General features: G+C 69.4%; 25 protein-coding genes. 11 read left to right on the top strand and 14 right to left on the bottom strand.

Annotation, left to right across the window (positions count from 1 at the left end; genetic code table 11):
• Positions 1-38: 38 nt before the first annotated feature.
• The 3 genes from IWH25_RS12505 to IWH25_RS12515 all read right to left on the bottom strand — a co-directional run bounded on the left by IWH25_RS12505 (position 39) and on the right by IWH25_RS12515 (position 3,422).
• Positions 39-1,364: an ATP-binding protein gene (locus tag IWH25_RS12505; RefSeq protein ID WP_238998896.1), complete on the bottom strand. Its 1,326-nt coding sequence runs from the start codon at positions 1,362-1,364 to the stop codon at positions 39-41.
• Entirely contained in the window at positions 1,361-2,077 is a 717-nt protein-coding gene (gene ompR, locus IWH25_RS12510; RefSeq protein ID WP_203386123.1) for an osmolarity response regulator transcription factor OmpR, read from the bottom strand. The genes IWH25_RS12505 and ompR overlap by 4 nt, the downstream gene beginning before the upstream one ends.
• Positions 2,078-2,189: 112 nt before the next feature.
• The gene (locus IWH25_RS12515; protein WP_203386124.1) at positions 2,190-3,422 is read right to left on the bottom strand and encodes a CaiB/BaiF CoA transferase family protein; all 1,233 of its coding nucleotides are present in this window, start codon (positions 3,420-3,422) and stop codon (positions 2,190-2,192) included.
• Between the two features lie 118 nt (positions 3,423-3,540).
• Here IWH25_RS12515 and IWH25_RS12520 point away from each other — a divergent pair, with 118 nt between their 5' ends.
• Positions 3,541-5,934 carry a serine/threonine protein kinase gene (locus IWH25_RS12520; RefSeq protein WP_203386125.1) on the top strand — a complete coding sequence of 798 codons (2,394 nt, stop codon included), beginning with the start codon at positions 3,541-3,543 and terminating at the stop codon, positions 5,932-5,934.
• Between the two features lie 53 nt (positions 5,935-5,987).
• Here IWH25_RS12520 and IWH25_RS12525 read toward each other — a convergent pair whose 3' ends face one another.
• Complete coding sequence (locus tag IWH25_RS12525; RefSeq protein WP_203386126.1) at positions 5,988-6,782, bottom strand: outer membrane protein assembly factor BamD; 795 nt, start codon at positions 6,780-6,782, stop codon at positions 5,988-5,990.
• Positions 6,783-6,906: 124 nt separating this feature from the next.
• On the opposite strand from IWH25_RS12525, the gene rluD reads away from it, so the two are divergent.
• The gene (rluD, locus tag IWH25_RS12530) at positions 6,907-7,905 is read left to right on the top strand and encodes a 23S rRNA pseudouridine(1911/1915/1917) synthase RluD (RefSeq protein ID WP_238999079.1); all 999 of its coding nucleotides are present in this window, start codon (positions 6,907-6,909) and stop codon (positions 7,903-7,905) included.
• On the top strand, positions 7,898-8,644 hold the full coding sequence (gene pgeF, locus IWH25_RS12535) for a peptidoglycan editing factor PgeF (protein ID WP_203386127.1): 747 nt from the start codon (positions 7,898-7,900) through the stop codon (positions 8,642-8,644). The genes rluD and pgeF overlap by 8 nt, the downstream gene beginning before the upstream one ends.
• 6 nt (positions 8,645-8,650) lie before the next feature.
• On the opposite strand, the gene IWH25_RS12540 is transcribed toward pgeF, so the two are convergent.
• On the bottom strand, positions 8,651-8,881 hold the full coding sequence (locus IWH25_RS12540) for a hypothetical protein (protein ID WP_203386128.1): 231 nt from the start codon (positions 8,879-8,881) through the stop codon (positions 8,651-8,653).
• Positions 8,882-9,064: 183 nt separating this feature from the next.
• Here IWH25_RS12540 and phaC point away from each other — a divergent pair, with 183 nt between their 5' ends.
• From phaC to phaR, 4 genes are all read left to right on the top strand, one after another.
• A complete protein-coding gene (gene phaC / locus IWH25_RS12545) occupies positions 9,065-10,807 on the top strand; it encodes a class I poly(R)-hydroxyalkanoic acid synthase (protein ID WP_203386129.1) in 1,743 nt (580 codons plus the stop codon).
• A gap of 74 nt (positions 10,808-10,881) precedes the next feature.
• Positions 10,882-11,622: an acetoacetyl-CoA reductase gene (gene phbB / locus IWH25_RS12550; protein WP_203386130.1), complete on the top strand. Its 741-nt coding sequence runs from the start codon at positions 10,882-10,884 to the stop codon at positions 11,620-11,622.
• Positions 11,623-11,675: 53 nt separating this feature from the next.
• A complete protein-coding gene (gene phbB, locus IWH25_RS12555) occupies positions 11,676-12,419 on the top strand; it encodes an acetoacetyl-CoA reductase (protein ID WP_203386131.1) in 744 nt (247 codons plus the stop codon).
• 130 nt (positions 12,420-12,549) lie between these two features.
• On the top strand, positions 12,550-13,113 hold the full coding sequence (gene phaR, locus IWH25_RS12560; protein ID WP_203386132.1) for a polyhydroxyalkanoate synthesis repressor PhaR: 564 nt from the start codon (positions 12,550-12,552) through the stop codon (positions 13,111-13,113).
• 93 nt (positions 13,114-13,206) lie between these two features.
• Here phaR and IWH25_RS12565 read toward each other — a convergent pair whose 3' ends face one another.
• The 6 genes from IWH25_RS12565 to IWH25_RS12590 all read right to left on the bottom strand — a co-directional run bounded on the left by IWH25_RS12565 (position 13,207) and on the right by IWH25_RS12590 (position 18,696).
• The gene (locus tag IWH25_RS12565; protein WP_203386133.1) at positions 13,207-14,133 is read right to left on the bottom strand and encodes a DMT family transporter; all 927 of its coding nucleotides are present in this window, start codon (positions 14,131-14,133) and stop codon (positions 13,207-13,209) included.
• A gap of 67 nt (positions 14,134-14,200) precedes the next feature.
• Entirely contained in the window at positions 14,201-15,292 is a 1,092-nt protein-coding gene (locus IWH25_RS12570) for an alkene reductase (protein WP_203386134.1), read from the bottom strand.
• 104 nt (positions 15,293-15,396) lie between these two features.
• Complete coding sequence (locus IWH25_RS12575; RefSeq protein WP_203386135.1) at positions 15,397-15,987, bottom strand: TetR/AcrR family transcriptional regulator; 591 nt, start codon at positions 15,985-15,987, stop codon at positions 15,397-15,399.
• 104 nt (positions 15,988-16,091) lie between these two features.
• Complete coding sequence (locus tag IWH25_RS12580) at positions 16,092-17,024, bottom strand: VTT domain-containing protein (protein ID WP_203386136.1); 933 nt, start codon at positions 17,022-17,024, stop codon at positions 16,092-16,094.
• A gap of 184 nt (positions 17,025-17,208) precedes the next feature.
• The gene (locus tag IWH25_RS12585; RefSeq protein ID WP_203386137.1) at positions 17,209-18,063 is read right to left on the bottom strand and encodes a pirin family protein; all 855 of its coding nucleotides are present in this window, start codon (positions 18,061-18,063) and stop codon (positions 17,209-17,211) included.
• A 21-nt stretch (positions 18,064-18,084) separates the two neighbouring features.
• A complete protein-coding gene (locus IWH25_RS12590; RefSeq protein WP_203386138.1) occupies positions 18,085-18,696 on the bottom strand; it encodes an FMN-dependent NADH-azoreductase in 612 nt (203 codons plus the stop codon).
• A gap of 101 nt (positions 18,697-18,797) precedes the next feature.
• On the opposite strand from IWH25_RS12590, the gene IWH25_RS12595 reads away from it, so the two are divergent.
• Positions 18,798-19,691, top strand: coding sequence for a LysR family transcriptional regulator (locus IWH25_RS12595; protein ID WP_203386139.1), 894 nt, complete (start codon positions 18,798-18,800; stop codon positions 19,689-19,691).
• Between the two features lie 15 nt (positions 19,692-19,706).
• Here the strand turns inward: IWH25_RS12595 and fliD are convergent, their stop codons facing one another.
• Entirely contained in the window at positions 19,707-21,089 is a 1,383-nt protein-coding gene (gene fliD / locus IWH25_RS12600; protein WP_203386140.1) for a flagellar filament capping protein FliD, read from the bottom strand.
• A gap of 240 nt (positions 21,090-21,329) precedes the next feature.
• Between fliD and rimO the strand changes: the two genes are divergently transcribed.
• Genes rimO through IWH25_RS12615 form a run of 3 tightly spaced genes read left to right on the top strand, consistent with a single transcriptional unit; the run spans position 21,330 to position 24,944 of the window.
• Positions 21,330-22,652, top strand: a complete 1,323-nt coding sequence (gene rimO, locus IWH25_RS12605; protein ID WP_376990536.1) for a 30S ribosomal protein S12 methylthiotransferase RimO — start codon at positions 21,330-21,332, stop codon at positions 22,650-22,652.
• 10 nt (positions 22,653-22,662) lie between these two features.
• Positions 22,663-23,547: a patatin-like phospholipase family protein gene (locus tag IWH25_RS12610; protein WP_203386142.1), complete on the top strand. Its 885-nt coding sequence runs from the start codon at positions 22,663-22,665 to the stop codon at positions 23,545-23,547.
• Positions 23,547-24,944 carry an FAD-binding oxidoreductase gene (locus IWH25_RS12615; protein WP_376990534.1) on the top strand — a complete coding sequence of 466 codons (1,398 nt, stop codon included), beginning with the start codon at positions 23,547-23,549 and terminating at the stop codon, positions 24,942-24,944. The genes IWH25_RS12610 and IWH25_RS12615 overlap by 1 nt, the downstream gene beginning before the upstream one ends.
• Before the next feature lie 50 nt (positions 24,945-24,994).
• On the opposite strand, the gene hslO is transcribed toward IWH25_RS12615, so the two are convergent.
• A complete protein-coding gene (hslO, locus tag IWH25_RS12620; protein WP_238998897.1) occupies positions 24,995-25,867 on the bottom strand; it encodes an Hsp33 family molecular chaperone HslO in 873 nt (290 codons plus the stop codon).
• Entirely contained in the window at positions 25,864-26,220 is a 357-nt protein-coding gene (locus IWH25_RS12625) for an arsenate reductase (protein WP_203386143.1), read from the bottom strand. The genes hslO and IWH25_RS12625 overlap by 4 nt, the downstream gene beginning before the upstream one ends.
• Positions 26,221-26,313 lie beyond the last annotated feature (93 nt).

Genomic DNA, 26,313 nt, shown 5'->3' on the forward strand with positions numbered 1-26,313 from the left:
TTGCCGCTTTCGCGCCGCGGCGGTGGGGGAATGTTCCGTTAAGTTTTTTCCGTCAGCGGAATCCACAGCGACGCCGCCAGCCCGCCGCCCGCGCGCGCGGCGAGCGTGAAGCGGCCGCCGTGCAGGCGGGCGACGCGTTCGACGATGGCGAGTCCGAGGCCGGTGCCGGCGGCGTCGGTGCGCGCGTTCTCCAGTCGCGTGAACGGGCGCTTCATGCGTTCGATCTCGGCTTCCGGGATACCCGGCCCGCGGTCGAGCACGTCGATGCGCAGCATGCCGTCGGCGATCGCGGCGGCGAGCGTGATCTCGCCGCCGGCGTACTTGCGCGCGTTGTCGATCAGGTTGCCGAGCGCGCGGCGCACGGCGAGCGGACGCAGCGGTACCGCCGTCGCCGGCGCCGCGGCGACCGCCACCGGCGTCCCGCTGCGCGCGTAGCGGGCGGCGATCTCCTCCAGCAGCTGCGCCGGCACGGTCGGCTGTACCGCTTCCTCGGCATCGGCGCGCGCATAGTCGAGGAACTGCGCGATGATCTCGTCCATCTGCTCGATGTCGGCGGCGATCGCGTCGCGCGCCGCGGCGTCGGCGACCGACAGCTCGGCTTCCAGCCGCAGCCGCGCCAGCGGCGTGCGCAGGTCGTGCGAGATGCCGGCGAGCACTTCGGCGCGCTCGCGCTCGTTGCGCGCCAGGTCGTCGGCCATCTGGTTGAAGGCGCGCGCGAGCTGGCGCAGTTCGTCGGCGCCGGCGACCGCGACCGGTTCCGGCCGGTGCCCGCGGCCGACCTCGCGCGCGGCGTGCGCCAGCACGCGCAGGGGCTGCGTCACGCGCGAGACGATCAGCCAGGCGACGAGCAGCGCCAGCACCACCGAGGCGACGCCCCAGCCCAGCCAGTGCCAGGGGAAGACGCGCTGGGCGCGCTCCAGCGGCAGCATCACCCAGTACAGGTCGTCCGGGTCGGCGTCGAGCTGGAAGCTGGCCCAGATGCCTTCCTCGCCGTTCACGGCGCCGGCGAGCAGCGTGCCGGTGCCGAGCAGGCGCAGCGTCTCGGCGCGGAAGAGGGCGTGGAAGGCGTCGTCGGGCAGGCGCTCGACGCGGTCCTCCGGCTCCGCCGGCACGAGGTGGATGCCTTCGCGTTCGGACAGTTCGAAGAGCAGGCCGCGGCGCTTCGCCGGCGCCGCGGCGACCAGCGCCGCGCGCGTCAGGTTGACGGCGCTGGCGGTCAGCTGCGCGAGGTGGCGGGCCTTCGGCTCGCGCGTCGCGAGCCCGAACAGCGTCGCCCAGATGGCGACGTTCACGACGATGAGCAGGCTGACCAGCAGGAAGGTGCGGACCAGCAGCGTTCGCGGCAGCAGATCGCCGGCCTTCACTTGTCCTTGCCGTCGGGGATGAAGACGTAGCCGAAGCCCCACACCGTCTGCAGGTAGCGCGGATTGGCCGGGTCCGGCTCGATCAGCTTGCGCAGGCGCGACACCTGCACGTCGATGGCGCGGTCGAACGGGCCCTGCTCGCGGCCGCGCGCCAGCGTCATCAGCCGATCGCGCGACAGCGGCTGGCGCGGGTGCTGCAGCAGCACCTTCAATACCGCGAATTCGCCGGTGGTCAGCGGCAGGTGCTCGTCGCCCTTCTTCAGCGTGCGGGCGGCGAGGTCGACCTCGATGTTGGCGAAGGCGACCACCTTCTCCTCGGTCGCCGGCGCCCCCGGCGTCGCGCTGCCGCGCCGGCGCAGCACGGCCTGGATGCGGGCGAGCAGCTCGCGCGGGTTGAACGGCTTCGGCAGGTAGTCGTCGGCGCCCATCTCGAGGCCGACGATGCGGTCGATCTCGTCGCCCTTGGCGGTGAGCATGATGATCGCCTGCTCGGGGTCGGCCGCGCGCAGCCGGCGGCAGATCGACAGGCCGTCCTCGCCCGGCAGCATCAGGTCGAGGACGATCAGGTCGAAGGCCTCGCGCGGCAGCCAGCGGTCCATCGCCGCGCCGCTCTCGGCGGTGCGCACGAGGAAACCCTGTTCGCCGAGGTAGCGGGAGAGCAGGTCGCGCAGGCGCTGGTCGTCGTCGACGACGAGAATCTTTTTCTGGGTCATGACGGGAATGCTAGCAGCCTGTCCGGTTTAAAGGAATTCGGCGGCGGCCCGCGCGGGGTCGGTCTGCGCGATCGACCGTTCTGCGGCGGCCAGAGGTCACGGCGAACGCGTCCTAGACGATCCCCGCGTCGCGCAGCCGGCCGATTTCATCCTCGCCGTAGCCCAGCACTTCCCGCAGCACCTCGTCGCTGTGCTCGCCGAGCAGCGGCGGCGCGTTGCGATAGGCCACCGGCGTCCGCGACAGCTTGATCGGGTTGCCGACCAGCTTCGCCGTGCCGGCGGTCGGGTGCGGCAGTTCGACGACCATCTCGCGCGCGGCGAGCTGCGCTTCGGCGAAGGCTTCGCCGATGCTGTTGATCGGCCCGCAGGGCACGCCGGCGGCTTCCAGCGCGGCCAGCCAGTCGCGCTTGCCGCGCTGCGCGGCGCGCGCTTCCAGCCGCGCATCGAGCGCGGCACGATGGCGCACGCGCTCGGCGTTGGTCGAAAAGCGCGGGTCGGCAGCGAGGGCGGCGAGGTCCATCACCTCGCACAGCCGCCGGAACTGGCCGTCGTTGCCGACGGCGACGATGAAATGGCCGTCGGCGGCGGGCAGCACCTGGTAGGGGGCGATGTTGGGGTGGGCGTTGCCCATGCGCACCGGGCTTCTTCCGGTGCACAGGTAGTTCAGGGCGAGGTTGGCAAGGCTGGCGACCTCGGTGTCGAGCAGCGCCAGGTCGATGTGCTGGCCGAGGCCGCTCTTCTCGCGTTCGAGCAGCGCCGCCTGCACGGCGTTGGCGGCATAGAGGCCGGTCAGGATGTCGACCAGCGCGACGCCGACCTTCTGCGGGCCGCCGCCGGGGCGGCCGTCGGCTTCGCCGGTGACGCTCATCAGGCCGCCGATGCCCTGGATGATGAAGTCGTAGCCGGGGCGGTCGGCCCACGGGCCGTTCCGGCCGAAGCCGGTGATCGAGCAGTAGACGAGGCGCGGGTTAAGCTGCGCGAGCGACGCGTAGTCGAGGCCGTACTTGTCGAGTCCGCCGACCTTGTAGTTCTCCAGCAGCACGTCCGACTTCGCCGCCAGCTCGCGCACGATGCGCTGGCCGTCGGCGCTCGCCAGGTCGAGCGTCAGCGACTTCTTGTTGCGGTTGACCGCACAGTAGTAGGCCGCCTCGGTGGTGTCGTTGCCGGCGGCGTCCGGCAGGTAGGGCGGCCCCCAGGCGCGCGTCTCGTCACCGGCACCGGGGCGCTCGACCTTGATCACCTCGGCGCCGAGGTCGGCGAGCAGCTGGCTGCACCAGGGGCCGGCGAGGACGCGCGAGAGGTCGAGGACACGGAGGCCGGCGAGCGGCGCGGTCTGGTCGGTCATGGCAGGTTCCGGTCAGAAAAACCGCATTCTGCCATCCGGTCGCTGAAAACTGCGCTATTGCGCGCCGGGAGCGGCGGGTAGAATTGCGGGCGAATCCTACGAAAACAAGACAGGCACCATGAGCAAGAGAATCGGCCGCTTCGAAATCCTGCGCGAGCTGGGCCGGGGGGCTCAGAGCGTGGTCTATCTTGCCCGCGACCCGCACCTGCAGCGCGAGGTGGCGATCAAGACGCTGCATTTCTCGCGTCCCGATCCGGCGCAGAACCAGCGCCTGCTGGAGGAGGCGCGCACGGTCAGCCAGATGCGGCACCCGAACATCGTGCCGATCTTCGAAGCGGGCGAGGAGGACGGCGATCTCTACCTGGTCTTCGAATACGTCCCCGGCAAGAACCTCGGCGAGTACCTGAAGGGCAGCGGCGCGCTGTCGCCGGTGCGCGCGATCTCGGTGATGAAACCGGTGCTGGAAGCGATCGCGCACGCGCACGCGATGGGCGTGATCCACCGCGACCTGAAGCCGAGCAACATCCTGATCAACGAGGAAGGCTTCCCGCGCGTGATGGACTTCGGCATCGCCGCGCGCGTGCAGGCCGAGCACCAGGGCGGCGACCAGGACTTCACCGGCACGCCGGCCTACATGGCGCCGGAATACATCGAGCACCACCGGATCGGCCCGCGCACCGACATCTTCGCCGCCGGCCTCGTCTTCTACGAGCTGCTCACCGGGCGGCGGGCGGTGCAGGGCAACGATTTCTTCCGCATCGTGCACCAGCTGACCAGCACCGACATCCGGCTGCCGGCGGACATCTCGCTCGACGACCGGGTGACCGCGATCCTCTACCGCGCGCTGGCACGCGATCCGGAGCAGCGCTACGAATCGGTGACGCAGATGTGCGAGGCGATGGAGGACTACCTCGACCCGGAGGAGGCGCAGGGCGGCAGCGGCGGCGCGCAGGGAACGATCGAGTTCCTGCTCCGGCGGATGCGCCACAAGAGCGATTTCCCGGCGCTCTCCGAGTCGGTCAGCGCGATCAACAAGATCACCGCCTCCGACCGCGACAGCGTCGCCAAGCTGTCGTCGTCGATCCTCAAGGACTTCGCGCTGACCAACAAGATCCTCAAGCTGGTGAACTCGGCGTTCTACCGGCAGGCCGGCGGCGGCAACATCAGCACCGTGTCGCGGGCGGTGATGGTGCTCGGCTTCGATGCGGTGCGCAACATCGCGATCACCGTGCTGCTGTTCGAGCACCTGCAGAACAAGGGCAACGCCAACCAGCTGAAGGACGAGTTCCTGCGCGCCAACCTCGCCGGCATCCTGGCCAAGGACATCGGCGGCCGTACCAGCAAGGGCGACGTCGAGCAGGCCTTCATCTGCGCGATGTTCCACAACCTCGGGCGGATGCTGACGCAGTACTACTTCCCCGAGGAAGGCGAGGACATCCGTCGCGAGATGGAGCAGAAGGGGACCAGCGAGGAGCAGGCGTCGCTGGCGGTGCTCGGCGTCTCGTTCGAGGACATGGGGGTCGGCATCGCGCAGCACTGGGGCTTCCCGCCGCTGATCGTGAACACCATGCGCCGCCTGCCGCCGGGGACGGTGCGCAAGCCGACGGCGCCGGAGGAGAAGCTGCGCGTCCTGTCCGCGTTCTCCAACGAGCTGTGCACGGTGATCGCCAGCGCCGCGCCGGAGCTGCGCCAGAAGGAGCTGCGCAAGGTGACGGCGCGCTTCGGCGAGAGCGTGCCGATGAGCAGCGAGGAGATGCAGAAGACGCTGGAGAAGTCGTTCGCCGAGGTCGCGCAGTTCGCCAGCGTGATCCACCTCAACCTGAAGCAGACGCCGTTCGGGCGGCAGATCAGCGCCTGGGGCGGCAAGAAGGTGGACGCCGCCGCCGGCATCGAGGCCGATGCCGCGACCTCCGGCGCCGCCGTCGATACGCTGAGCGGCACGGCGCTGGTCGAGACGCCGGCCTTCCACGACACAGGCGCGGCCCCGGGCGAGCCGGACAACGTCGAAGCCATCCTCACCGCCGGCATCCAGGACATCAGCAACTCGCTGGTCGAGGACTTCTCGCTGAACGACGTGCTGCGCATCATCCTCGAGACGATGTTCCGCGCCAAGGGCTTCCGCCGCGTCATCCTGTGCATCAAGGACGCGCGCGCCAACACCATGCAGGGGCGCTTCGGCTTCGGTCCGGACGCCACCGAGATCGCCAGGAAGTTCAAGTTCCCGCTGCACTTCACGCCGGACATCTTCCACGCGGCGATGTCGAAGGGCGTCGACATCCTGATCACCGACATCGACGACCCGAAGATCGCCGGCCGCGTGCCCGACTGGTACCGCAAGGGCGTCGGCGCCGGCACCTTCGTGCTGTTCCCGCTGACGATCAAGAGCAACCCGGTGGCGATGATCTACGCCGACATGGAGCAGCCGGGCGCGATCGTGATCCCGGAGAAGGAGCTGGCGCTGTTCCGCACGCTGCGCAACCAGGCGGTGCTGGCGATCAAGCAGGCGATGTAGAAACGAACAGGCCGGCATCGCGCCGGCCTGTTTTTTTCGTGTTCAGCTTCCGCTTACCAGAGTTTCCACCACGGTTCCTTGCGGTTCAGGCCGCGCGCGTAGTACTCGCTCTTCGGGAAGTTCTGGCGCATCACGCGCTCGGAGTCGTCGCGCAGGTCGGTCATGCCCAGCGCATCGTAGCCCTTGACCATGATGAACAGCGCCTCCTCGATCGCCGGCGCGTCCTGGTAGGTCTTCACCGCGTACTGCGCGCGGTTCACCGCTGCCAGGTAGCCGCCGCGCTTCATGTAGTAGCGCGCGACATGGACCTCGTGCGAGGCCAGCGCATTGACCAGATACTTCATGCGCAGGACCGCGTCCGGCGTGTACTTGCTGTCCGGGAAGCGCGTCGCCAGTTCCTTGAAGGCGTCGAAGGATTCCTTGGCCGACTTCGGGTCGCGCTCGGTCGGGTCCTGCGCCGAGACGTGGCCGAGGATGCCGAGGTCCTCGTTGAAGCCGATCAGGCCCTTCAGGTAATACACATAGTCGACGTTGGGATGGTTCGGGTGCAGCTTGATGAAGCGGTCGCAGGCGGCGAGCGCCGAGCCCGGCTCGCCGGACTTCCAGTAGGCGTAGGCGATCTCGACCTGCGCCTGCTGCGCGTAGCGGCCGTAGGGGTAGCGCGCCTCGAGCTTCTCGAAGTACTTCACCGCGTTGTCGTACTGGCCGTCGTTGAGCGCTTCCTTGGCGGTGGTGTACAGCTTGTTCGGCGACCAGCCGACCGTTTCGTCCTTCGGTTCGCCGAAAATACCGCAGCCGCCGAGCAGGGTGGCGGTGAGGAGCGCCGCGATAACCGCTACACTACGCATGATGAAGATTCCGCAGAATGATTCCAAAAAAGAGGCCCGGTCCGATCGCCGGGCATCCGGCCAGAAGGACTCTGGCGCCACTCCCGCAACTCCGGGGCGGGCCGATGATAGCACGGCCCTCGCCCTGACCGCACCCGCCGACTGCGGCGGTGTCCGCCTCGATCACGTGCTCGCCGGATTATTGCCGCAGCATTCGCGCAACCGCCTGCAGGGCTGGATCCGCGACGGGCGCGTGCAGGTCGACGGCAAGCCGGTGAACGAGCCGAAACACAAGCTGCGCGGCGGCGAGGCGATCCGCGTCGAGGAGGCGGTCGACCCGCAGGCCGCGGCGGCGACCGCCGAGGACATCCCGCTCGCCATCGTCTACGAGGACGAGGCCCTGATCGTCATCGACAAGCCGGCCGGTCTCGTCGTCCATCCGGCCGCCGGCAACTGGAGCGGCACGCTGATGAACGCGCTGCTGCACCATGCGCCGCAGCTCGCCAACGTGCCGCGCGCCGGCATCGTGCACCGGCTGGACAAGGACACCTCGGGCCTGCTGGTCGTCGCCAAGACGCTCGCCGCGCAGACCGACCTCGTCCGTCAGCTGCAGGCGCGCAGCGTCAAGCGCGACTACCAGGCGCTGGCGCGCGGCGTCGTCGAGCGCGGCGGCACCGTCGACGCGCCGATCGGCCGCCACCCGATGCAGCGCACGAAGATGGCCGTGGTCATCGGCGGCAAGCCGGCGCGCACGCACTACCGCGTCGTCGAGGCCTTTGCCAGCTGCACGCTGATCGAGTGCTCGCTGGAGACCGGGCGCACGCACCAGATCCGCGTCCATCTCGAACACATCGGCCATCCGCTGGTCGGCGACCCGGTCTACGGCCGGCGGCTGAACCGCGTGCCGCGCGGCCCGGCCTTCGGCCGCCAGTTCCTGCATGCCAGGAAGCTCGGCCTGGTGCATCCGGAGACCGGCAAGCACATGGTCTGGAAGTCGCCGCTGCCCGAGGACATGGAGGAGCTGCTCGAGAAGCTGCGCCTTGACGCGTTCCTCGAGGCCGAGGCGGCGATCGACGACGAGGACTTCGACGACGAGCACGAGGTCGAGATCATCTACGAGTACGGCGACGGCGACGATGACTGACGCCGCGTCGTGGTTCGTCCCCGACTGGCCGCTGCCGCCGGGCGTGCGTGCGCTGCAGACGACGCGCGTCGGCGGCGTCAGCGGCGCGCCGTGGGCGGGCTTCAACCTCGGCGATCACGTCGGCGACGAGCCGGCCGCCGTCGCCGCCAACCGCGCGCGGCTCGCCGCCATGCTGCCGGCGATGCCGGTGTGGCTGGCGCAGGTGCACGGCGTCGACGTGGCGCGGCTCGACGCGCTGCCGGCCGGTGCGCCGGCGCCGGTCGCCGACGCCGCGGTGGCGCGCGCGGCGGGCCGGGTCTGTGCGGTAATGACCGCCGACTGCCTGCCGCTGCTGCTGTGCGACCGCGACGGGACGGTGGTCGCCGCCGCCCACGCCGGCTGGCGCGGCCTGTGCGCCGGCGTGATCGAGGCGACGGTGGCGGCGATGGCCGTGCGCCCGGCGGCGCTGTCGGCGTGGCTCGGACCGGCGATCGGGCCGGCCGCGTTCGAGGTCGGCGATGAGGTGCGCGCGGCTTTCGTCGCGCGGGATGCCGCGGCGGCGGACGGCTTCGTCCGCGGCGATGGCGGGCGCTGGTTCGCCGATCTCTACCGGCTGGCGCGGCAGCGACTCGCCGCGCTGGGCGTGCCCGCGGTTCACGGCGGCGGGGAATGCACCTGGCGGCAGGCCGACCGCTACTTCTCGTACCGCCGCGACGGCGTCACCGGTCGCATGGCGACGCTGATCTGGCGCGAGGCCTGAGCGCGCTCAGGCCTCGCCGTCGCGGCGCGCGGATTCGTCGCCCGCTTGCGGTTCCGCGGCGGCGGTTTCCGCCGCCGCCCGCCGCTGGCGACGCGCCGGCGTGCCGAGCAGCCACAGCAGCAGCGCGCAGGGGAAGAGTCCGTAGAAGGTGAAGGTCAGGATGCCGGCGACCAGGTTGCTTTCGGTGACCGCCATCATCAGCACGACCCACAACCAGCCGATGGCAATGATGTACATCGCGGCATTATAGCCCCTCGTCCGGAAGCCAGATTTCATGCGCTGGCGAGGCATCTGCACAAAGCCGCCACAGTCGTTGACAGCCCCTATGCTGCGATGCAGAATCGATAAGACAACAAATCGGTTTGCACGCAGCAGGCGTACCGCTCTCTGCCTCAGCCCCCAGCCAGGATTCGCATACAGATGTCGCAGCCCACGGACCCCTTCGCCCCCGCAATGCAGCAGATGATGCAGGTCGGGCAGGCGATGGCGCAGCAGTTTTTCGGCTTTCTCGGCTCCCCGCAGGCGCAGCATCCGCTTGGCGGTGCCCCGATCCGGATCGGGGCGCCCGATCCGGCCAGACTTTCCGAACTGCAGCGCGACTTCATGGAGAAGCAGGCGCGGCTGTGGAACGCGATGCTGGAAAAGGGGCGCCCCGGCGCCAAGGGCGAAGCGTCCTTCGAAGTGCCGCCGGAGCCCGGCGACCGCCGCTTCTCGGCGCCGGAGTGGCGACAGAGCCCGGTTTTCGACTACATCCGCCAGAGCTACCTGCTGAACGCCGGCTTCCTGCGCGAGCTGGTCGAGCTGGCTCCGGTCGAGGACGACAAGGCGAAGAACCGGCTGCGCTTCCTCGCGCGCCAGTACCTCGACGCGATGGCGCCGAGCAACTTCGCCGCGACCAACCCCGAGTTCATCAAGCTGGCCGTCGAAAGCAAGGGCCAGAGCATCACCGAGGGCATCAACAACCTGATCAAGGACGTCGAGAAGGGCCGCATCTCGATGACCGACGACAGCGCCTTCGAGGTCGGCCGCAACCTGGCGACGACCGAGGGCACGGTGGTCTTCGAGAACGAGCTGATGCAGCTGATCCAGTACGCGCCGCTCACCGACAAGGTGGCGAAGCGGCCGCTGGTGATCGTGCCGCCGTGCATCAACAAGTTCTACATCCTCGACCTGCAGCCCGAGAATTCCTTCGTCCGCTACGCGGTCGAGCAGGGCAACACCGTGTTCCTCGTCTCCTGGCGCAACGTCAAGGCCGAGCAGGGACACTACGGCTGGAACGACTACCTCGAGCAGGGGCCGCTCGCCGCGCTCGCGGCCGCCCGCGAGATCGCCAAGGTCGAGCAGGTCAATGCGCTCGGTTTCTGCGTCGGCGGCACCATCCTCAGCAGCGCGCTGGGCGTGCTCGCCGCGCGCGGCGACAACAGCGTGGCCAGCCTGACGCTGCTCACCACGCTGCTCGATTTCTCGGACACCGGCGAGATCGGCCTGTTCATCGACGAACAGAGCTGCGCGACGCGCGACGCGACGATCGGCAAGGGCGGCCTGCTCACCGGCCGCGAGCTGGCCGGCACCTTCTCGGCGCTGCGCGCCAACGACCTGATCTGGAACTACGTCGCCGGCAACTACCTGAAGGGGCAGAAGCCGCCGGCCTTCGACCTGCTCTACTGGAACGCCGACTCGACCAACCTGCCGGGGCCGTTCGCGGCGTGGTACATGAGGAACCTGTACCTCAACAACAGCCTGCGTATCCCCGGCAAGCTCGAGATGTGCGGGGTCAAGGTCGACCTCGGCCAGGTCAAGGCGCCGGCCTACCTGCTGGCGACGCGCGAGGACCACATCGTGCCGTGGCAGACCGCCTACCAGAGCACGCGGCTGCTCGGCGGCGAGACGAAGTTCGTGCTCGGCGCCAGCGGCCACATCGCCGGCGTCGTCAATCCGGCGGCGAAGAACAAGCGCAGCTACTGGGCCAACGCCGACGTCTCGGCCGACGCCGAGGGCTGGCTGGCGACGGCCGAGGAAAGGAAGGGGAGCTGGTGGTCCGATTGGGCCGACTGGCTGAAGCAGCACGCGGGCGGCGAATGCGCCGCGCGCAGGAAACCGGGGAATGCCAAATACAAGGCCGTCGAGCCGGCCCCGGGGCGTTACGTGAAAGAGAAGGCGTAAGCCGAAGAACGCCGGAGTGCAGGCGGATGTTCTTCATCGCATCCTGAAACAGCGAGACAGAGAAGGGGAAGAACATGCCAAGAGTTGCACTGGTGACCGGGGGGATGGGTGGCCTCGGCGAGGCGGTCTGCATCAAGCTCGCCGCGCTCGGCTACAAGGTGGTGACCACGCATTCGCCGGGCAATGCCCAGGCCAAGCAATGGCTGACCGGGATGAATGCGATGGGCTACGGCTTCATGGCCTATCCCTGCGACGTCGCCGACTTCGAGTCGTGCAAGGCCTGTGTCGACAAGGTGACGAAGGAAGTGGGGCCGGTGGACGTGCTGGTGAACAACGCCGGCATCACCCGCGACATGACCTTCAAGAAGATGACCAAGGCCGACTGGGACGCGGTGATCGGTACCAACCTCGACTCGGTCTTCAACATGACCAAGCAGGTGATGGACGGCATGGTCGAGCGCAAATGGGGGCGGGTGATCAACGTCTCCTCGGTGAACGGGCAGAAGGGCGCCTTCGGGCAGACCAACTACTCGGCGGCGAAGGCCGGCATGCACGGCTTCACCAAGGCGCTGGCGCTGGAGGTGGCGAAGGCCGGCGTCACCGTGAACACGATCTCGCCGGGCTACATCGGCACCAAGATGGTGATGGCGATCCCGCAGGAAATCCTCGAATCGAAGATCCTGCCGCAGATTCCGGTCGCCCGCCTGGGCAAGCCGGAGGAGATCGCCGGGCTGGTCGCCTACCTCGCATCCGACGAGGCGGCCTTCGTCACCGGCGCCAACATTTCGATCAACGGCGGCCAGCACATGTTCTGACCGCCCTTGGAGCAGTGAGCAGTCCTTTATCAACAGCAGCAGAGGAAACGAAAATGACGCAAAGAATCGCACTCGTCACCGGCGCCATGGGCGGCATTGGGACCGCCGTCTGTCAGGAGCTGGCGAAGGCCGGGCACAAGGTGGTCGCGGCCTACCACCCGCAGTTCGACAACAAGGACGAATGGCTGAAGGAACAGGAAGCCGCGGGCTTCAAGGACTTCGTCTGCGTCGCCGGCGACGTGTCGTCGCTGGAGGACTGCCAGAAGCTGGTCGCCGAGGCCGAGGCCAAGGTTGGCCAGATCGACATTCTGGTGAACAACGCCGGCATCACGCGCGACAAGTTCTTCGCCAAGATGGAGAAGGAGCAGTGGGACGCGGTGATATCGACCAACCTGACGAGCCTGTTCAACATGACCAAGCAGGTGTCGGCGAAGATGGCCGAGCGCGGCTGGGGCCGGATCATCAACATCTCGTCGGTGAACGGCGTCAAGGGCCAGGCCGGGCAGTCGAACTACTCGGCGGCGAAGGCCGGCGTGATCGGCTTCACCAAGGCGCTGGCGGCGGAACTCGCGGCCAAGAACGTCACCGTGAACGCGATCGCCCCGGGCTACATCGCGACCAAGATGGTGATGGCGATCCGCGAGGACATCCTCAAGGGCATCGTCGACTCGGTGCCGATGAAGCGCCTGGGCAAGCCGGAGGAGATGGGCGCAGCCGTCGTCTACCTCGCCTCCGAGAACGCCGGCTTCATGACCGGCGCCACGCTCAACATCAACGGCGGACTCTACTACCAGTAAACCTCCGCGATGCGCAGACGGCCCCGGACGGGGCCGTCTTTTTATCCTGGGTTATACTTTTGCTGTGCAGCATTCCGAGGCGCCGCAGAGCGCCGGGGAACGGAAACACTCATTCGGAGGAAATGCCTTCATGTCGGAGCAGCCGCGACTGATCAAGAAGTACCCGAACCGCCGTCTTTACGACACCAAGACCAGCGCCTACATCACGCTCACCGATGTCAAGGATCTCGTGCTGGCCTTCGAGAATTTCAAGGTGGTCGACGCCAAGACCGGCGAAGACCTGACGCGCAGCATCCTGCTGCAGATCATCCTGGAAGAGGAAACCGGCGGCGTGCCGCTGTTCTCGACCGAACTGCTGGCGCAGATGATCCGCTTCTACGGCCACGCGATGCAGGGCATGCTCGGCAAGTACCTGGAGAACAACATCAAGGCCTTCGTCGACTTCCAGGGCAAGATGCAGGAGCAGTCGCGCTCGCTCTACGGCGGCGAGAACAGCCAGATGCAGAACGACATGTGGACGCAGTTCCTGAACTTCCAGGGGCCGGCGATGCAGCAGATGATGGCCGCCTACATGGACCAGTCGAAGAAGATGGTGCAGCAGATGCAGGAGCAGCTGCAGAGCCAGACGCGCAACATGTTCACCGGCTTCCAGTATCCCGGCGACGCGAAGAAGCCGGAGGGCGGGCAGAAGTAGCTCCGCCGCCGGATCGATCGAACGCAGCCGGCCGCACCCGCGAGGGGCGGCCGGTTTTCTTTTGCCCGCCGCGTTCCTGTGCCGCGGCTGCGCTCAGTCGTTGTGGCGGCGGCCGCCGGCGGCCGGCACCGGGGCGCGCCGCCGCTCCGCCATCCAGCCGAACAGCGACAGCAACGCGAGGCCGGTACCGATCAGCAGGATGCCGCCGGTTTCCATCGCCCGGAACTCCTCGCCGAACAGCAGCCGCGACGAGACGATCGCGACCACCGGCGTGCCCAGCACCGACAGGCTTGCCTCCCAGGCCGGCACGCGGTCGAGGATATAGATCCACAGCCACCAGCACAGCGCCGTGCTGGCCACCGACATGAAGGCCAGGATGCCGGCGTAGGACGGCGTCCACTGCGTCGCCGGCTCCGGCACGACCAGCGCCAGCAGCGTCAGCGGCAGTGCGCCGAGGATCATCTGCCAGGCGGTCAGCGTCAGCAGGTCCACCGGCTGCGTCGCGCGCAGCCGCTTGATCAGGATCGTGCCGACGGCCCAGCACAGCGCCGCCGTCAGCCCGAGGAACTTGCTGAACAGGCTGGCCTGCATGTCCCACGGCTCGATGATCAGCAGCAGGCCGGCGAGCGTGCTCGCCGCCGCCAGCCACTGCCGGCCGCGGATGCGCTCGCCGAGGAGCGGCCAGGCCAGCAGCAGCGTCCAGATCGGCATCGTGAAGATCAGCACCGCGGTCTTGCCGGGGCCGCCCTCGACCAGCGCCCAGGTCTGAAAGGCCATGAAGCCGGCGACCTGGGTCAGGGCGATGGCCAGCGTCGGTCCCGGCGCGACCAGCTGCAGCGGGCGGCCGGTCAGCCTGAGCGCGAGCAGCAGCGCGAGCGCGCCGCCGACGCAGCGCTCGGCGGCGAAGGCGAAGGGCGGCGCGTAGGCCAGCCCCTGCTTGGCGAGGATCCAGGTGTAGCCCCAGGTGAGCGAGAGGACGAGGAGCGCGAGCAGTGGCAACCAGCGGTGTCGGGAAGGCATCGGAAATCCTGCGGGAAACGGGGAAAGCCGCGACGGGACGGCCCGTCGCGGCGCACGCTTGTGGCGTTCAGGCGGCAGCCAGCGCCGGATAGTCGGTGTAGCCCTCGGCGCCGCCGCCGTACAGCTTGTCGGCGCGCAGCGCGTTCAGCGGTGCGTCCTCGCGCAGGCGCTGCACCAGGTCCGGGTTGCTGATGAACGGCCGGCCGAAGGCGACGAGCTCGGCGCGGCCGTCGGCGACGGCGGCGATCGCCTCGCCGCGGTCATAGCCGTTGTTGATCATCCAGGCGCCGGGGAAGCGGCGGCGCAGCGCCGCGTAGTCGAAGGCCGGGGCGGCCGCCGGCTGGCGCGCGCCGCCGGTCTCGCCCTCGATCACGTGCAGGTAGGCCAGGCCGAGCGGCGCCAGCTGCCCGACGACGTAGTTGAACAGCGCCTGCGGGTCGCTGTCGCGCGGCGTGTCGCTGAAGCTGGTCATCGGGCTGATGCGGATGCCGGTGCGGCCGCCGCCGATCTCGTCGGCGACCGCCTGCATCACTTCCAGCAGCAGGCGGGCGCGATTCTCGATGCTGCCGCCGTAGGGGCCGCTGCGGTCGTTTACGCTGTCGCGCAGGAACTGGTCGAGCAGGTAGGAGTTGGCGGCATGCACCTCGACGCCGTCGAAACCGGCGGCGATCGCGTTGCGCGCGGCCTGGCGGTAGTCGGCGACGATCCCCGGCAGCTCGTCGTCGCGCAGCGCGCGCGGCGTCGACACCGGCTCGAAGCCGTTGCGGGTGAAGGTCTTGGCGTCGGGTCGGCGGTTGGTCGAGGAGACCGGTGCGGCGCCGTCCGGCAGCAGCGAGCTGTGCGAGATGCGGCCGACGTGCCAGAGCTGGATCACGATCCGGCCGCCGGCGGCGTGCACAGCATCGGTGACCTGGCGCCAGGCGGCGATCTGTTCGGTCGAGTAGATTCCCGGCGTGTCGAGGTAGCCCTGGGCCATCGGGCTGATCTGGCTCGCTTCGCTGATGATCAGGCCGGCGCTGGCGCGCTGGCGGTAGTACTCGACGGTCAGCGGTCCGGGCAGCAGGCCGTCGGCGGCGCGGTTGCGGGTCAGCGGGGCCATGACGATGCGGTTGGCGAGCGCGATGTCGCCGATCTGGATGGGGTCGAATAGGGAACTCATTGGGGTTTCTCCTTGTTGGTCGATCTTCAAAAATTAGACCGGTCGTCTAATCCACGGGTAAAAAAATCGGCCGCAGCAGCCTGCGGCCGCTCGCCGCGCCGGGGTCAGCGCGACAGCATCTGTTCGGTGACCTGCATGGCGTTGTCCAATGCGCTGCCGTCGCGGTGCAGCTTGCCGAGCAGGCTGGCACCGAGCCACAGCTGGTACAGCATCTGCGCCGTAGGCCGCGGCGCCAGGGCCGGCAGCGAGCCGTCGGCGACGCCGGCTTCGACCAGCGCGGCAATGCGCCCGACGACCTGGTCGGTGCCGTCGCGCAGGGTGATGCGCATCGCATCCGAGAGGTCGGAGACTTCCGCACTGAGCTTCACCACCAGGCATTTCTGCTCGCTGCAGTCGGCACGCTGCGACTCGCGCCAGCGCTGCCAGTAGCGCAGCAGCCGCTCGCGGCCGCTGGCGCGGCCAGCCTCGGCGGCCTGCAGTTCGTCGATGCTCGCCAGGTAACGGTCGAAATAGTCCTGGAGCAGGGCCTGGCCGAACTGCTCCTTGGATTCGAAGTAGTGATAGAAGGAGCCCTTCGGCACCCCGGCGGCGTTGAGCAGCTCGGTCAGGCCAACGCTCGAAAAGCCCTTGCCGGCGATAATGCGGTGGCCGGTATCGAGGATGTGCTGGCGCGTGTTGTCGTGACGGACGTTCATGGAACGGAAGATTGCCATCAATTAGACCGGTCGTCTAGTTATTTTTTTTCAGGGCGTTCCTGTTTCCCACCGGCCTCCGCCGGCCGCGCCTGAACGGCGCGCGATCAGGCGCCGGCGTCGCCCTTCGTCATCGCCAGCCAGGCCTCGTAGCCGCCGCGCAGCGGCCGCGCCGAGCGGAAGCCCATGCGCGTCAGCTGGTGCGCAGCGCTGATCGCAGTGGCGTCCTGCGGACAGGCGCAGAGGGTGACCACCGGCGCCTGCCGCGGCCAGTCGGTGGCAACCTCGGACAGGGTATCCAGCGTCGCGACGACGGCGCCATCGACCGGCGCGGTGCTGGCGATCATCACCGGTCCGCGCAGGTCGACCAGCCGCGGCGGCCGCTCCGAGGCGAGCGCGTCGAGCAGCTCGTCCGGGGTGATCGCTGGGATCGCCGCCAGCCGCTCGAAGCGGTACTTCTGCCACAGCTTCCAGCCGATCCACACCGCCAGCGCGAGGGTGAGCGCGCCGACGACGCGGCCGCCGTGCTCGCTCATCGCGGCGATCGCGGCATGCACCTCGGCGCGCAGCACCCAGCCGGTGCCGATGGCGCTGCCCGCCCACAGCGCCGCGCCGATCGCGGCCGCGGCCAGGAAACCGGGCAGCGGCATGCGCAGCGAACCGGCGATCGGCGGCGCCACGGTGGAGAAGCCGGGAACGAACTTGGCGACCACCAGCGACCAGACGCCCCATTTGACGAAGCGCGCCTCGGTATCGGAAACGCAGGAGCCGGGGTTGATCGACAGCTTGCACAGCCCGGAGAGCACGCGGTAGCCGAAGCCGCGGCCGGCGAGATACCAGACCCAGTCGGCGATGACCGAGGCAAGCACGGCGGCGGCCAGCATGCGCCCGGCGTCGCCGCCGCCGGCGGCAAGGCTGCCGGCGAGCAGCAGCGTCGGCACCGCCGGCACCGGCAGGCCGAGCTGCTGCAGCAACACGTTCAGGAATACCACCCAGACTGCATCGCGCTGCAGGGTGTCGCTGATCTGGGTGAGGTCCATGCCGGGGGCTCCGTTTTGTCGGTGTGCAGCGTTCGAGTCGTCGGCGGTGGATTTCGTTCGGAATTGAAGGGGCGGGGGTGACGGCGGGCTTTTGGCGCGGATGGGAATATTCCTGGATTCCGGGTCGAGCCCGGAATGACGGGGGAGGCGCTGGCCGCCGGCGCCCGGCGGCCAGCGGAACGGGCTACTGCGTCAGCTGTCCGCTCTGGTAGTCGGCAATCGCCTGCTCGATCTCCTCGCGCGTGTTCATCACGAACGGCCCGTACTGCACGACCGGTTCGCCGAGCGGCCTGGCGGCGAGCAGCAGGAAGCCGGCGGCGCCGTCGGCGGCGATCTCGACTGTCTCGCCGGCCGACAGCACGCCGGCCTGGCGCGCCGGCAACGGACGCGCGTCGGCGGCCGGGCCGATCCGCAGGTCGCCGGCGTAGGGATAGACGAAGGCGGTGTGGCCGGCCGGCAGCGCTTGCGTGAAGCGGCCGCCGGCGGGCAGGCGCACGTCGAGGAACAGCGGTGCCGTGGACAGGCCCTGGATCGGCCCCGGCACATTCACTTCGCCGCTCTGCAGCGTGCCGGCGACGACGCGCACCTCGGCGCCGTTTACCGTCGCCGTCGGGATTTCCTCGGGCTGGATGTCGCGGTAGGCGGCCGGCTTCATCTTTTCCTTCGCCGGCAGGTTGAGCCAGAACTGGAAGCCGTGTACGCGGCCGCTTTCCTGCTGCGGCATCTCGGAGTGGATGATGCCGCGGCCGGCGGTCATCCACTGCGCGCCGCCGCCGCGCAGATGGCCCTGGTGGCCGAGGTGGTCCTCGTGCAGGAAGTGGCCGGCGAGCATGTAGGTCACCGTCTCGAAGCCGCGGTGCGGGTGCGGCGGGAAGCCGGCGATGTAGTCGTCCGGATTGTCCGACGAGAACTCGTCGAGCATCAGGAAGGGGTCGAGGCGCTGCGCCGGGTGCTGGCCGAGGCTGCGCCGCAGGCGCACGCCGGCGCCGTCGGACACCGGGATCGAGGGGATGATGCGTTGCAGGGTACGGGTGCTCATGATGTTCTCCGGAATTCGGGTTCAGGCGGCGAGGGCTTCGAGTTCTTCAATCTCGCGGTGCGCGGCGGCGAGCGCCGCGCTCTTGCTGTCGTCGCCCATGTTCAGCCCCTCGGCATAGACGAACTCGACGTCGCTGATGCCGATGAAGCCGAGGAAGTTCTTCACGTAGTCGGTCTGGCTGTCGAGCGGCGTGCCGGCGTAGCGGCCGCCGCGCGTCGCGAAGACATAGACCTTCTTGCCGGTGACCAGCCCCTCCGGGCCGTTCGCCGTGTAGCGGAAGGTGACGCCGGCGCGGGCGATGTGGTCGAAGTAGGCCTTCAGCGTAGACGGGATGCCGAGGTTGTACATCGGCAGGCCGAGGACGATCGCGTCGGCGGCGCGCAGCTCGGCGATCAGCGCGTCGGAGAAGTCGACCACCGCCTGCTGCTCGGCCGTGCGCTCTTCCGGCTTGGCCAGGAAGGCGAGGAAGCGCGGTGCGTCGAGATGCGGCACCGGCGCGCCGGCGAGGTCGCGGGCGATGACTTCGCCGCCGGGGTTCTTCGCCCTCCAGCCGGCGACGAAGCGCTCGGCGAGCTGGCTCGACTGGCCGTGGCTCGAGAAGAGGCTGGTGTTCAGTTGCAGCAGGGTGCTCATGGTCGGGTCTCCGTGGGGGTTGTGCTGACACCCGTATTTAACGATTTACCAAATCGATAAAAAAGAACAATATTTAGGCTTGAACAATCGAATTAGTAGATATGAATCCGGTTCCTCATATCGCGCTCGAGCAATGGCGCGCGCTGATCGCCGTCGTCGACGCCGGCGGCTACGCGCAGGCCGCCGAGGCGCTGCACAAGAGCCAGTCGGCAGTGAGCTACGCGGTACAGAAGATCGAGTCGCTGCTCGGCGTGCGCGCCTTCGAGATCCAGGGGCGCAAGGCGGTGCTGACGCCGACCGGGCAGATGCTCTACCGCCGTGCGCTGGCGCTGGTCGCCGAGGCCGGCGATCTCGAGCAGGCGGCACGCAAGGCCTCGGCCGGCTGGGAAGCGGAGATCGGCGTCGCCGTCGAGGTGCTCTTCCCGCCGGAAGTGCTGATCGACTGCCTGGCGCGCTTCGGCGTCGAGGCGCCGCAGACGCGCGTCGAGGTCATCGAGTCGGTATTGGGCGGTACCGCCGAGGCGCTGCTCTCCGGCCAAGCCGATCTGGCGATCACGCCGCAGATCCCGCCCGGTTTCCTCGGCACGACGCTGATCCGCCAGCGCCTGGTCTCTGTCGCCGCGCCGGCCCATCCGCTGCACGCGCTCGGCCGCGAGGTCGGACTGAAGGACCTGCGCGCGCACCGCCACCTGACCGTGCGCGCCACCGGCGCGACGCGCGACCGGCGCGCGGTGACCATCGAGGTCGAGCAGCGCTGGGTGTTCTCGAGCATGGCCAGCTCGCTCGCCGCGGCCTGCGCCGGCCACGGCTTCGCCTGGTATCCGGAACTGCGCATCGCGCGCGAACTGGCCGACGGCCGCTTGCGGGCGCTGCCGATGGCCGGTGCCGAGGAGCGCTTCGTCGATCTCTACCTGGTGCTGGCCGATCCCGATTTCGCCGGCCCCGGCGTGCGCCGGCTGGCGGCGCTGATCGAACAGGCGGTGGCGCTGCGCTGAAGCCGCCGGCGGCCGTCAGGCCGCGTTGGCGAACAGCACTTCGGCGAGCATCAGGTCGACCAGCGACGTGGTCGTCTGCGTGCCGCCCGCGCGGCCGGCGCCGAGCAGTTCGGCGAAGAGCAGCTGGTTGGCGAGCGACGACGACAGGCTGTCGGTGCCCGTGCCGCCCGGCGCGAAGAACGAGACGAGCAGACTGTCCGCCGACGTCGCGCCGAAGGCGCCGGAGAAGCTCAGCGCCGGCGCCAGCGCCGGCAACAGCTGCTCGGGCGAGAGCGGGCCGGCGGCCTGCGCCGCGACCTGCTCGGCGAGTCCGCGGCCGCCGTTGCTGAAGACCGCGGCGACGCGCTGCGGGTCGGCGGCGAGCGCCGTCTGGAAGACCGTTTCGTTGAAGCCGAGCGTGCCATCGAGACGGCTCGTGATGCCGACCTGCGCCAGCGCCGACGGCGCGTTGCCGCCCGCGGCCAGTGTCGCCGACAGCTGGCTGGAGAAGAGCGTGCTGCTCAGCCCGAGCAGCGGGCTGCCGCCGGCGAGCCCGGCGAAGCCGCGCTGCACCTCGTTGAAGGCGTCGACGAAGCCGCGCACCGCCGTCGCCGTCGCGCCGCTGTTGGCGGCCACCGTCAGCGTCGCCGAGCCGCTGCCGAGCAGGTTCAGCGTCAGGCCGGGGAGGGCGGTGGCGACGGTGTTGGTGCTGGCGCTGAAGGCGATGCCGTCGACCTTGCCCGCTGCGTCCTGCGCGCTGGCGGTCAGCGTCGGCCCGCCGCTGCCGCCGGCGGGGAAGGCGAGCAGGTCGGCGATTGCGGCGTCGCCGTCGACGGCGACGGTGAATGCGTTGCCGGCGCCGGTCTGGCCGGTCAGCGTCAGCTGCACGCCGCTCGCCGAGGTGCGTAGCGCGGCGTCGATGCCGATGTCGGCGGCGTCGATCGCCGCGGCGATGCCGGCGAGCGTGTCGCCGGCGGCGCCGAGGGTGACGCTGCGGCTGCCGCCGCCGGCGAACTGGAAGGTCAGCGTGGTCGCCGCGCCGCTGCCGATCGTCGATAGCGAACTCGCCAGAGCCGCGCTGGTCAATGTCTGCGCCTGCGCCAGCCGGTCGACCTGCAGCGCGAAGCTGCCGGTCGGCGTCGCCGCGCCGACGCTTGCGGTGGCGATGGAGGTGCCGGAGACGCTGGCCGTGCGCGCGACGAAGATGCCGGGAACGCTCAGCGCCGCGGCGGCGTCCTGCAGCGCCTCGATCCGGTTGAGCAGGCGGCCGAGGTCGGAGATGCTGGTCTGCGTCGAGGCGAGCGCGAACAGGCTGTTCAGCCCGCTGCTCGGCGACAGCGGAGAAACGCGACCGAGCGGGCTGAGCGAACCGATCAGCGAGAGGGCGGGAGAGAATCCCGAGATGGCGGAAATGGCCATGCGGCGCTCCTTCCTGCCGGGGAAGGGGGGCGTTGCGGCAAAAAGCGGTCCCCCGCCCGGCGGGAACCTTGATCATGTATAGCACTCCGACCGCCGTTCCGCTGCCGTCGCGCGCGATTCCTGCGTCGGCGGCGGGCGCCTGAAATATACTTCCGCCTGCGCCGGGCCGAATTCCCGGGAATCCGGCCTGCCGGCGCGTTTTTCATCGACGTTTTTGTAGAGTTCCGCGAATTGAGCGATTTGAAAGTGCAAGAGAAGGTGCCGACCGTCGGCTTCGTCAGCCTCGGCTGCCCGAAGGCGACCAGCGACGCCGAGCAGATCCTGACCCGGCTGCGCGCCGAGGGCTACCTGATTTCCGGTACCTACGACGGTGCCGACCTGGTCGTCGTGAACACCTGCGGCTTCATCGACGCCGCGGTCGAGGAGTCGCTCGACGCGATCGGCGAGGCGCTGCACGAGAACGGCAAGGTGATCGTCACCGGCTGCCTCGGCGCCAAGGACGAGGTGGTGCGCGACGTGCATCCGTCGGTGCTGGCGATCACCGGCCCGCACGCGACCGACGAGGTCATGCAGCACGTGCACCGCCACCTGCCGCAGCCGCACGACCCCTTCACCAGCCTGGTGCCGCCGCAGGGCGTGCGGCTGACGCCGCAGCACTACGCCTACATCAAGATTTCCGAAGGCTGCAACCACAGCTGCACCTTCTGCATCATCCCGTCGATGCGCGGCCCGCTGGTCAGCCGGCCGATCGGCGACGTGCTGCAGGAAGCGAAGAACCTGGCCGAGGCTGGCGTCAAGGAGGTCCTGATCATCTCGCAGGACACCTCGGCCTACGGCGTCGACCTCAAGTACCGCCTGGGCTTCTGGGGCGGCCGCCCAGTGAAGACGCGGCTGAAGGAGCTGTGCGAGGCGCTCGCCGAGTTCGGCATCTGGGTGCGGCTGCACTACGTCTATCCGTACCCCAGCGTCGACGAGCTGATCCCGCTGATGGCCGAGGGCAAGATCCTGCCCTACCTGGATGTTCCCTTCCAACATGCCAGCCCGCGCATCCTGAAGGCGATGAAGCGGCCGGCCAGCGCCGAGAACAACCTCGAGCGGATCAAGGCCTGGCGCAGCATCTGCCCGGAGATCACCATTCGCTCGACCTTCATCGCCGGCTTCCCGGGCGAGACCGAGGCCGAATTCGAGGAACTGCTCGGCTTCCTCGAAGAGGCCAGGCTCGACCGCGTCGGCTGCTTCGCCTACTCGCCGGTCGACGGCGCGGTGGCCAACTCGCTCGCCGAGCCGGTGCCGCAGGAGATCCGCGAGGAACGCCAGCGCCAGCTGATGGAGCTGCAGGAGGACATCTCGGCCGAACTGATGGCGGCGAAGATCGGCCGCGAGATCGAGGTGCTGGTCGACGAGGTCGACGACGAGGGCGCGATCGCACGCAGCAAGGCGGACGCGCCGGAGATCGACGGCCTGGTCTATCTCGACGGCGTGTTCGACGTCGAACCCGGCGACTTCCTGACCGTGCGCGTGGTCGATACCGACGCGCACGATCTCTACGCCGAGCGGATCTGAGGAAGGCGCAATGAAGATCGGCGTCGCGCTGGGCAGCGGTTCCGCGCGCGGCTGGGCGCACATCGGCGTGCTGCGCGCACTGGCCGAGATGGGGGTCGAGCCGGACATCGTCTGCGGCACCTCGATCGGTGCCTTCGTCGGCGCCGCGCATGCCGACGGCGACCTGGAAAGCCTGGAAGCCTGGGTGCGCACGCTGTCCTGGCAGTCCGTGGTCAGTTTCTTCGACATTGGCGGCCGCGGCGGCATGATCAAGGGCGACAAGCTGATGGCCTACTTCGCCCGCTACTTCGTCGACCGTGATTTCGACGACCTGCCGCGCCCGTTTGCCTGCGTCGCCACCGACCTGACCAGCGGCCGCGAGGTGTGGCTGAAGGAGGGCAGCGTCGCCAGCGCGGTGCGCGCATCGATCGCCTTGCCAGGGCTGTTCGCACCGCAGTTGCGCAATGAGCGCTTGCTGGTGGATGGCGGCCTGGTCAACCCGGTGCCGGTGTCGCTCGCCCGCGCGCTCGGTGCCGACGTCGTGATCGCCGTCGACCTCGGCTCCGACCTGGTCAGCCAGCGCTTCAAGGCGCCGCCCGCGCCGTCGCCGGCCTCGCCGTGGCGGCAGCGCCTCGGCCAGCTGTTCGGCCGCTCGGGCGAGGCGGCGGCAGCGGGCGGCAACGGTAACGGGAGCGGCCCGTCGCTGCTCGACGTCGTCGCCGGCAGCATCAACATCATGCAGGTGCGCATCGCGCGCAGCCGGCTCGCCGGCGAGCCGGCCGACGTGCTCGTCGCGCCGCGCCTGGCGCAGATGGGCCTGCTCGACTTCCACCGCGGCGCCGAGGCGATCGACGAGGGCGTCGAGGCGGTGCGCGTGATGCAGCCGGCGATCCTGCGCGCGCTGGGACGGGACTGATGGACCTCATCGACCGCCTGCGCGCCGCGGTCGGCGCCGCGAACGTACTGACCGGCGACGACATGGCGCCGCATCTGGTCGACTGGCGCGGCCGCTACCGCGGCGCCGCGCGCTGCGTCGTCCGCCCGGGCGGCGTCGCCGAGGTCGCCGCCATCGTCCGCGCCTGCGCCGCGGCCGGCGCGCCGATCGTGCCGCAGGGCGGCAACACCGGCCTGTGCGGCGCGGCGACGCCGGACGCCGGCGGCGACGCGGTGGTGCTCATCCTCGCGCGCATGAACCGCGTGCGCAGCATCGACCCGGAGAACAACACGCTCACCGCCGAGGCCGGCTGCGTGCTGGCGACGCTGCGGCAGGCGGCGGCCGATGCCGGCCGGCTGTTCCCGCTGTCGCTGGCGGCGGAGGGCTCGGCGCAGCTCGGCGGCAACCTGTCGACCAACGCCGGCGGCGTGCAGGTGCTGCGCTACGGCAACACCCGCGAGCTGACGCTCGGCCTCGAGGTCGTGCTGCCGTCGGGCGAGGTCTGGGACGGGCTGCGCGGCCTCCGGAAGGACAACACCGGCTACGACCTGAAGCAGCTCTTCATCGGCGCCGAAGGCACGCTCGGCATCATCACCGCGGCGACGATGAAGCTCTTCCCGCGGCCGACCGCGGTCGCCACCGCCTGGGTGGCGGTCGCCTCGCCGCGCGCGGCGGTCGGCCTGCTCGCCGCGCTGCAGGACGGGTTCGGGCCGCTGCTGACGGCCTGCGAGGTGGTCTCCGACGTGGCGCTGGGCTTCGTGCTGCGCCACATCCCCGGCGCTGCGCGACCGCTCGCGGCGAGTCCGTGGTACGTACTGGTCGAACTCTCGTCGGGCGGCGACGACGCCGAGTTGCGCGCGCGGCTGGAAACCTTTCTCGCACGCGTTCTCGAAGCGGAGCAGGGCAGCGACGCCGTGCTGGCGCAGAGCGAGGCGCAGGCGCGTGCGCTGTGGGCGCTGCGCGAGAACATTTCGGAAGCGCAGAAGATCGAGGGCATCAGCATCAAGCACGACGTGTCGCTGCCGATCTCGCGCCTGCCGGTCTTCCTCGAGCAGGCCGACGCGGCACTGGCGGCGGCTTTCCCCGGCCTGCGCGTGGTCGCCTTCGGCCACGTCGGCGACGGCAACCTGCACTACAACCTGTCGATGCCGGAAGCCGGCGACAACGCCGCCTTCGTCGCCGCGCAGCCGGCGGTGAACCGCATCGTGCACGACCTGGTGCACGCGCACGGCGGCAGCATCAGCGCCGAGCACGGCATCGGCCAGCTGAAGCGCGAGGAGCTGCTGCGCTACAAGAGCCCGCTGGAGATGGAACTGATGCGCGCGGTCAAGCGCGCGCTCGATCCGCAGGGGCTGATGAATCCGGGGAAGGTGCTGTAGGGGGATTCACCGCCGCCGCCGGCCCGCTGCCTGCAGTGAATGCGCCCCGGTCAGTGCAGCGTCGGCTTTTCCGGCGTCGCGCCGTCAAACAGTTCGGCGATGTCGGCGGCGCTGAAGCGATAGTCGCGGTTGCAGATGTCGTCGCGGACCAGCACCTCGCCGTGCTCGGCGAGGATCGCCTCGACCTCGCCGCGGCCGAGTTGGAGCACCATGCCGCGCACCTTGTCCCAGTCCTCCGGGCAGTGGTAGACCACCTCGCGCGCCTCGAACAGGCGCTTGTCCTCCTCGGCGAAGAGGCGGGTGAGCAGGGCTTCCGGGCGCAGCGTCAGCAGTTCCTCGGGCTTCACCGTTGCCGCCAGCTGGGCGATGCGGTTCCAGCCGTCCGCGTCGCGCAGGTCGGCGTCCGGCAGCTTCTGCAGGAAGAGGCCGGCGGCGGCTTTCCCGTCGGCGGCGAGGAAGAGCCTCGCCGGCTGCTGTTCCGATTGCGCGAGGTAGAGTTCGAAGATCTCGGCGATGCTGTTGCCTTCGAGCGGCACGAAGCTCTGGTAGGGCAGTTGTGCCAGTGGCGTGTCCAAGGTCAGCAGCAGGCGGCCGTCACCGATCAGCTGCGGCAGCGGTGCCTCGGCCAGCCCCGGTTCGAAGCGCGCCATGCCGCGGATCTTCAGGTCCTGCGTGCAGTCGAGGATCAGCGACTTGAGCGGGCCGTGGCCGGAGAGCTGGAAGGAAAGGCGGCCCGGCTGCTTCAGGTTGCCGCCGATGATCGCCGCCGTCGCCGTCATCTCGCCCAAGAGGCGCGTCACCGGCGCCGGGTAGGCGCGGCCGTCCTGCATCGCCTGCCAGGCGGTGCCGAGGCGGACGAAGGCGCCGCGGATGTCGAGGTCCTCGAACAGGAAGCGCAGGACGTAGCTGTCGGCCATGGTCATTTCAGCTTCGCGTAGGCGTCGGCGTCGAAGCCGACCAGCAGCGCCGTGCCGGTATCGAGCACCGGCCGCTTGATCAGCGCCGGGTACTCGGCCATCAGCGCCAGCGCCTTCGTCTCGTCGACGTCGGCGCGCTGTTCGTCGGAGAGCTTCTTCCACATCAGGCCGCGCGTGTTCAGCAGCTTCTGCCAGCCGGCGCGGGCGGCCCAGTCGGGCAGGTGGGTGGCGGCGACGCCGGCCTTCTTGTAGTCGACGAATTCGTAGGCGGTGCCCTGCGCATCGAGGCAGGCCATCGCCTTTTTCATCGTGTCGCAGTTCTTGATGCCGTACATGCGGCAGGGGGTTTTCGCGGTCATGGGCGGGAGGCGGCGGTGCGCGGGAGTGTTCCGAGGGGCGAATTCTAACCCAGGCGTCGGCCGGCAGAATTTCGGGCCGACGGCGTATCCCGC

It is taken from the genome of Azospira restricta (genome assembly GCF_016858125.1).
GTDB classification, from domain to species: domain Bacteria; phylum Pseudomonadota; class Gammaproteobacteria; order Burkholderiales; family Rhodocyclaceae; genus Proximibacter; species Proximibacter restrictus.

Excerpts from the sequence above, each read along its gene's own strand:
- IWH25_RS12565 (WP_203386133.1), bottom strand. The coding sequence starts at position 14,133 with ATGCCTTCCCGACACCGCTGGTTGCCACTGCTCGCGCTCCTCGTCCTC.
- IWH25_RS12590 (WP_203386138.1), bottom strand. The coding sequence starts at position 18,696 with ATGAGCACCCTGCTGCAACTGAACACCAGCCTCTTCTCGAGCCACGGC.
- phbB (WP_203386130.1), top strand. The coding sequence starts at position 10,882 with ATGCCAAGAGTTGCACTGGTGACCGGGGGGATGGGTGGCCTCGGCGAG.
- fliD (WP_203386140.1), bottom strand. The coding sequence starts at position 21,089 with ATGGCCATTTCCGCCATCTCGGGATTCTCTCCCGCCCTCTCGCTGATC.
- hslO (WP_238998897.1), bottom strand. The coding sequence starts at position 25,867 with ATGACCATGGCCGACAGCTACGTCCTGCGCTTCCTGTTCGAGGACCTC.
- IWH25_RS12610 (WP_203386142.1), top strand. The coding sequence starts at position 22,663 with ATGAAGATCGGCGTCGCGCTGGGCAGCGGTTCCGCGCGCGGCTGGGCG.
- pgeF (WP_203386127.1), top strand. The coding sequence starts at position 7,898 with ATGACTGACGCCGCGTCGTGGTTCGTCCCCGACTGGCCGCTGCCGCCG.
- IWH25_RS12580 (WP_203386136.1), bottom strand. The coding sequence starts at position 17,024 with ATGGACCTCACCCAGATCAGCGACACCCTGCAGCGCGATGCAGTCTGG.
- IWH25_RS12520 (WP_203386125.1), top strand. The coding sequence starts at position 3,541 with ATGAGCAAGAGAATCGGCCGCTTCGAAATCCTGCGCGAGCTGGGCCGG.
- IWH25_RS12575 (WP_203386135.1), bottom strand. The coding sequence starts at position 15,987 with ATGAACGTCCGTCACGACAACACGCGCCAGCACATCCTCGATACCGGC.
- IWH25_RS12515 (WP_203386124.1), bottom strand. The coding sequence starts at position 3,422 with ATGACCGACCAGACCGCGCCGCTCGCCGGCCTCCGTGTCCTCGACCTC.
- IWH25_RS12525 (WP_203386126.1), bottom strand. The coding sequence starts at position 6,782 with ATGCGTAGTGTAGCGGTTATCGCGGCGCTCCTCACCGCCACCCTGCTC.
- IWH25_RS12615 (WP_376990534.1), top strand. The coding sequence starts at position 23,547 with ATGGACCTCATCGACCGCCTGCGCGCCGCGGTCGGCGCCGCGAACGTA.
- phaC (WP_203386129.1), top strand. The coding sequence starts at position 9,065 with ATGTCGCAGCCCACGGACCCCTTCGCCCCCGCAATGCAGCAGATGATG.
- ompR (WP_203386123.1), bottom strand. The coding sequence starts at position 2,077 with ATGACCCAGAAAAAGATTCTCGTCGTCGACGACGACCAGCGCCTGCGC.
- IWH25_RS12595 (WP_203386139.1), top strand. The coding sequence starts at position 18,798 with ATGAATCCGGTTCCTCATATCGCGCTCGAGCAATGGCGCGCGCTGATC.
- IWH25_RS12570 (WP_203386134.1), bottom strand. The coding sequence starts at position 15,292 with ATGAGTTCCCTATTCGACCCCATCCAGATCGGCGACATCGCGCTCGCC.
- phbB (WP_203386131.1), top strand. The coding sequence starts at position 11,676 with ATGACGCAAAGAATCGCACTCGTCACCGGCGCCATGGGCGGCATTGGG.
- IWH25_RS12585 (WP_203386137.1), bottom strand. The coding sequence starts at position 18,063 with ATGAGCACCCGTACCCTGCAACGCATCATCCCCTCGATCCCGGTGTCC.
- IWH25_RS12540 (WP_203386128.1), bottom strand. The coding sequence starts at position 8,881 with ATGTACATCATTGCCATCGGCTGGTTGTGGGTCGTGCTGATGATGGCG.
- phaR (WP_203386132.1), top strand. The coding sequence starts at position 12,550 with ATGTCGGAGCAGCCGCGACTGATCAAGAAGTACCCGAACCGCCGTCTT.
- IWH25_RS12625 (WP_203386143.1), bottom strand. The coding sequence starts at position 26,220 with ATGACCGCGAAAACCCCCTGCCGCATGTACGGCATCAAGAACTGCGAC.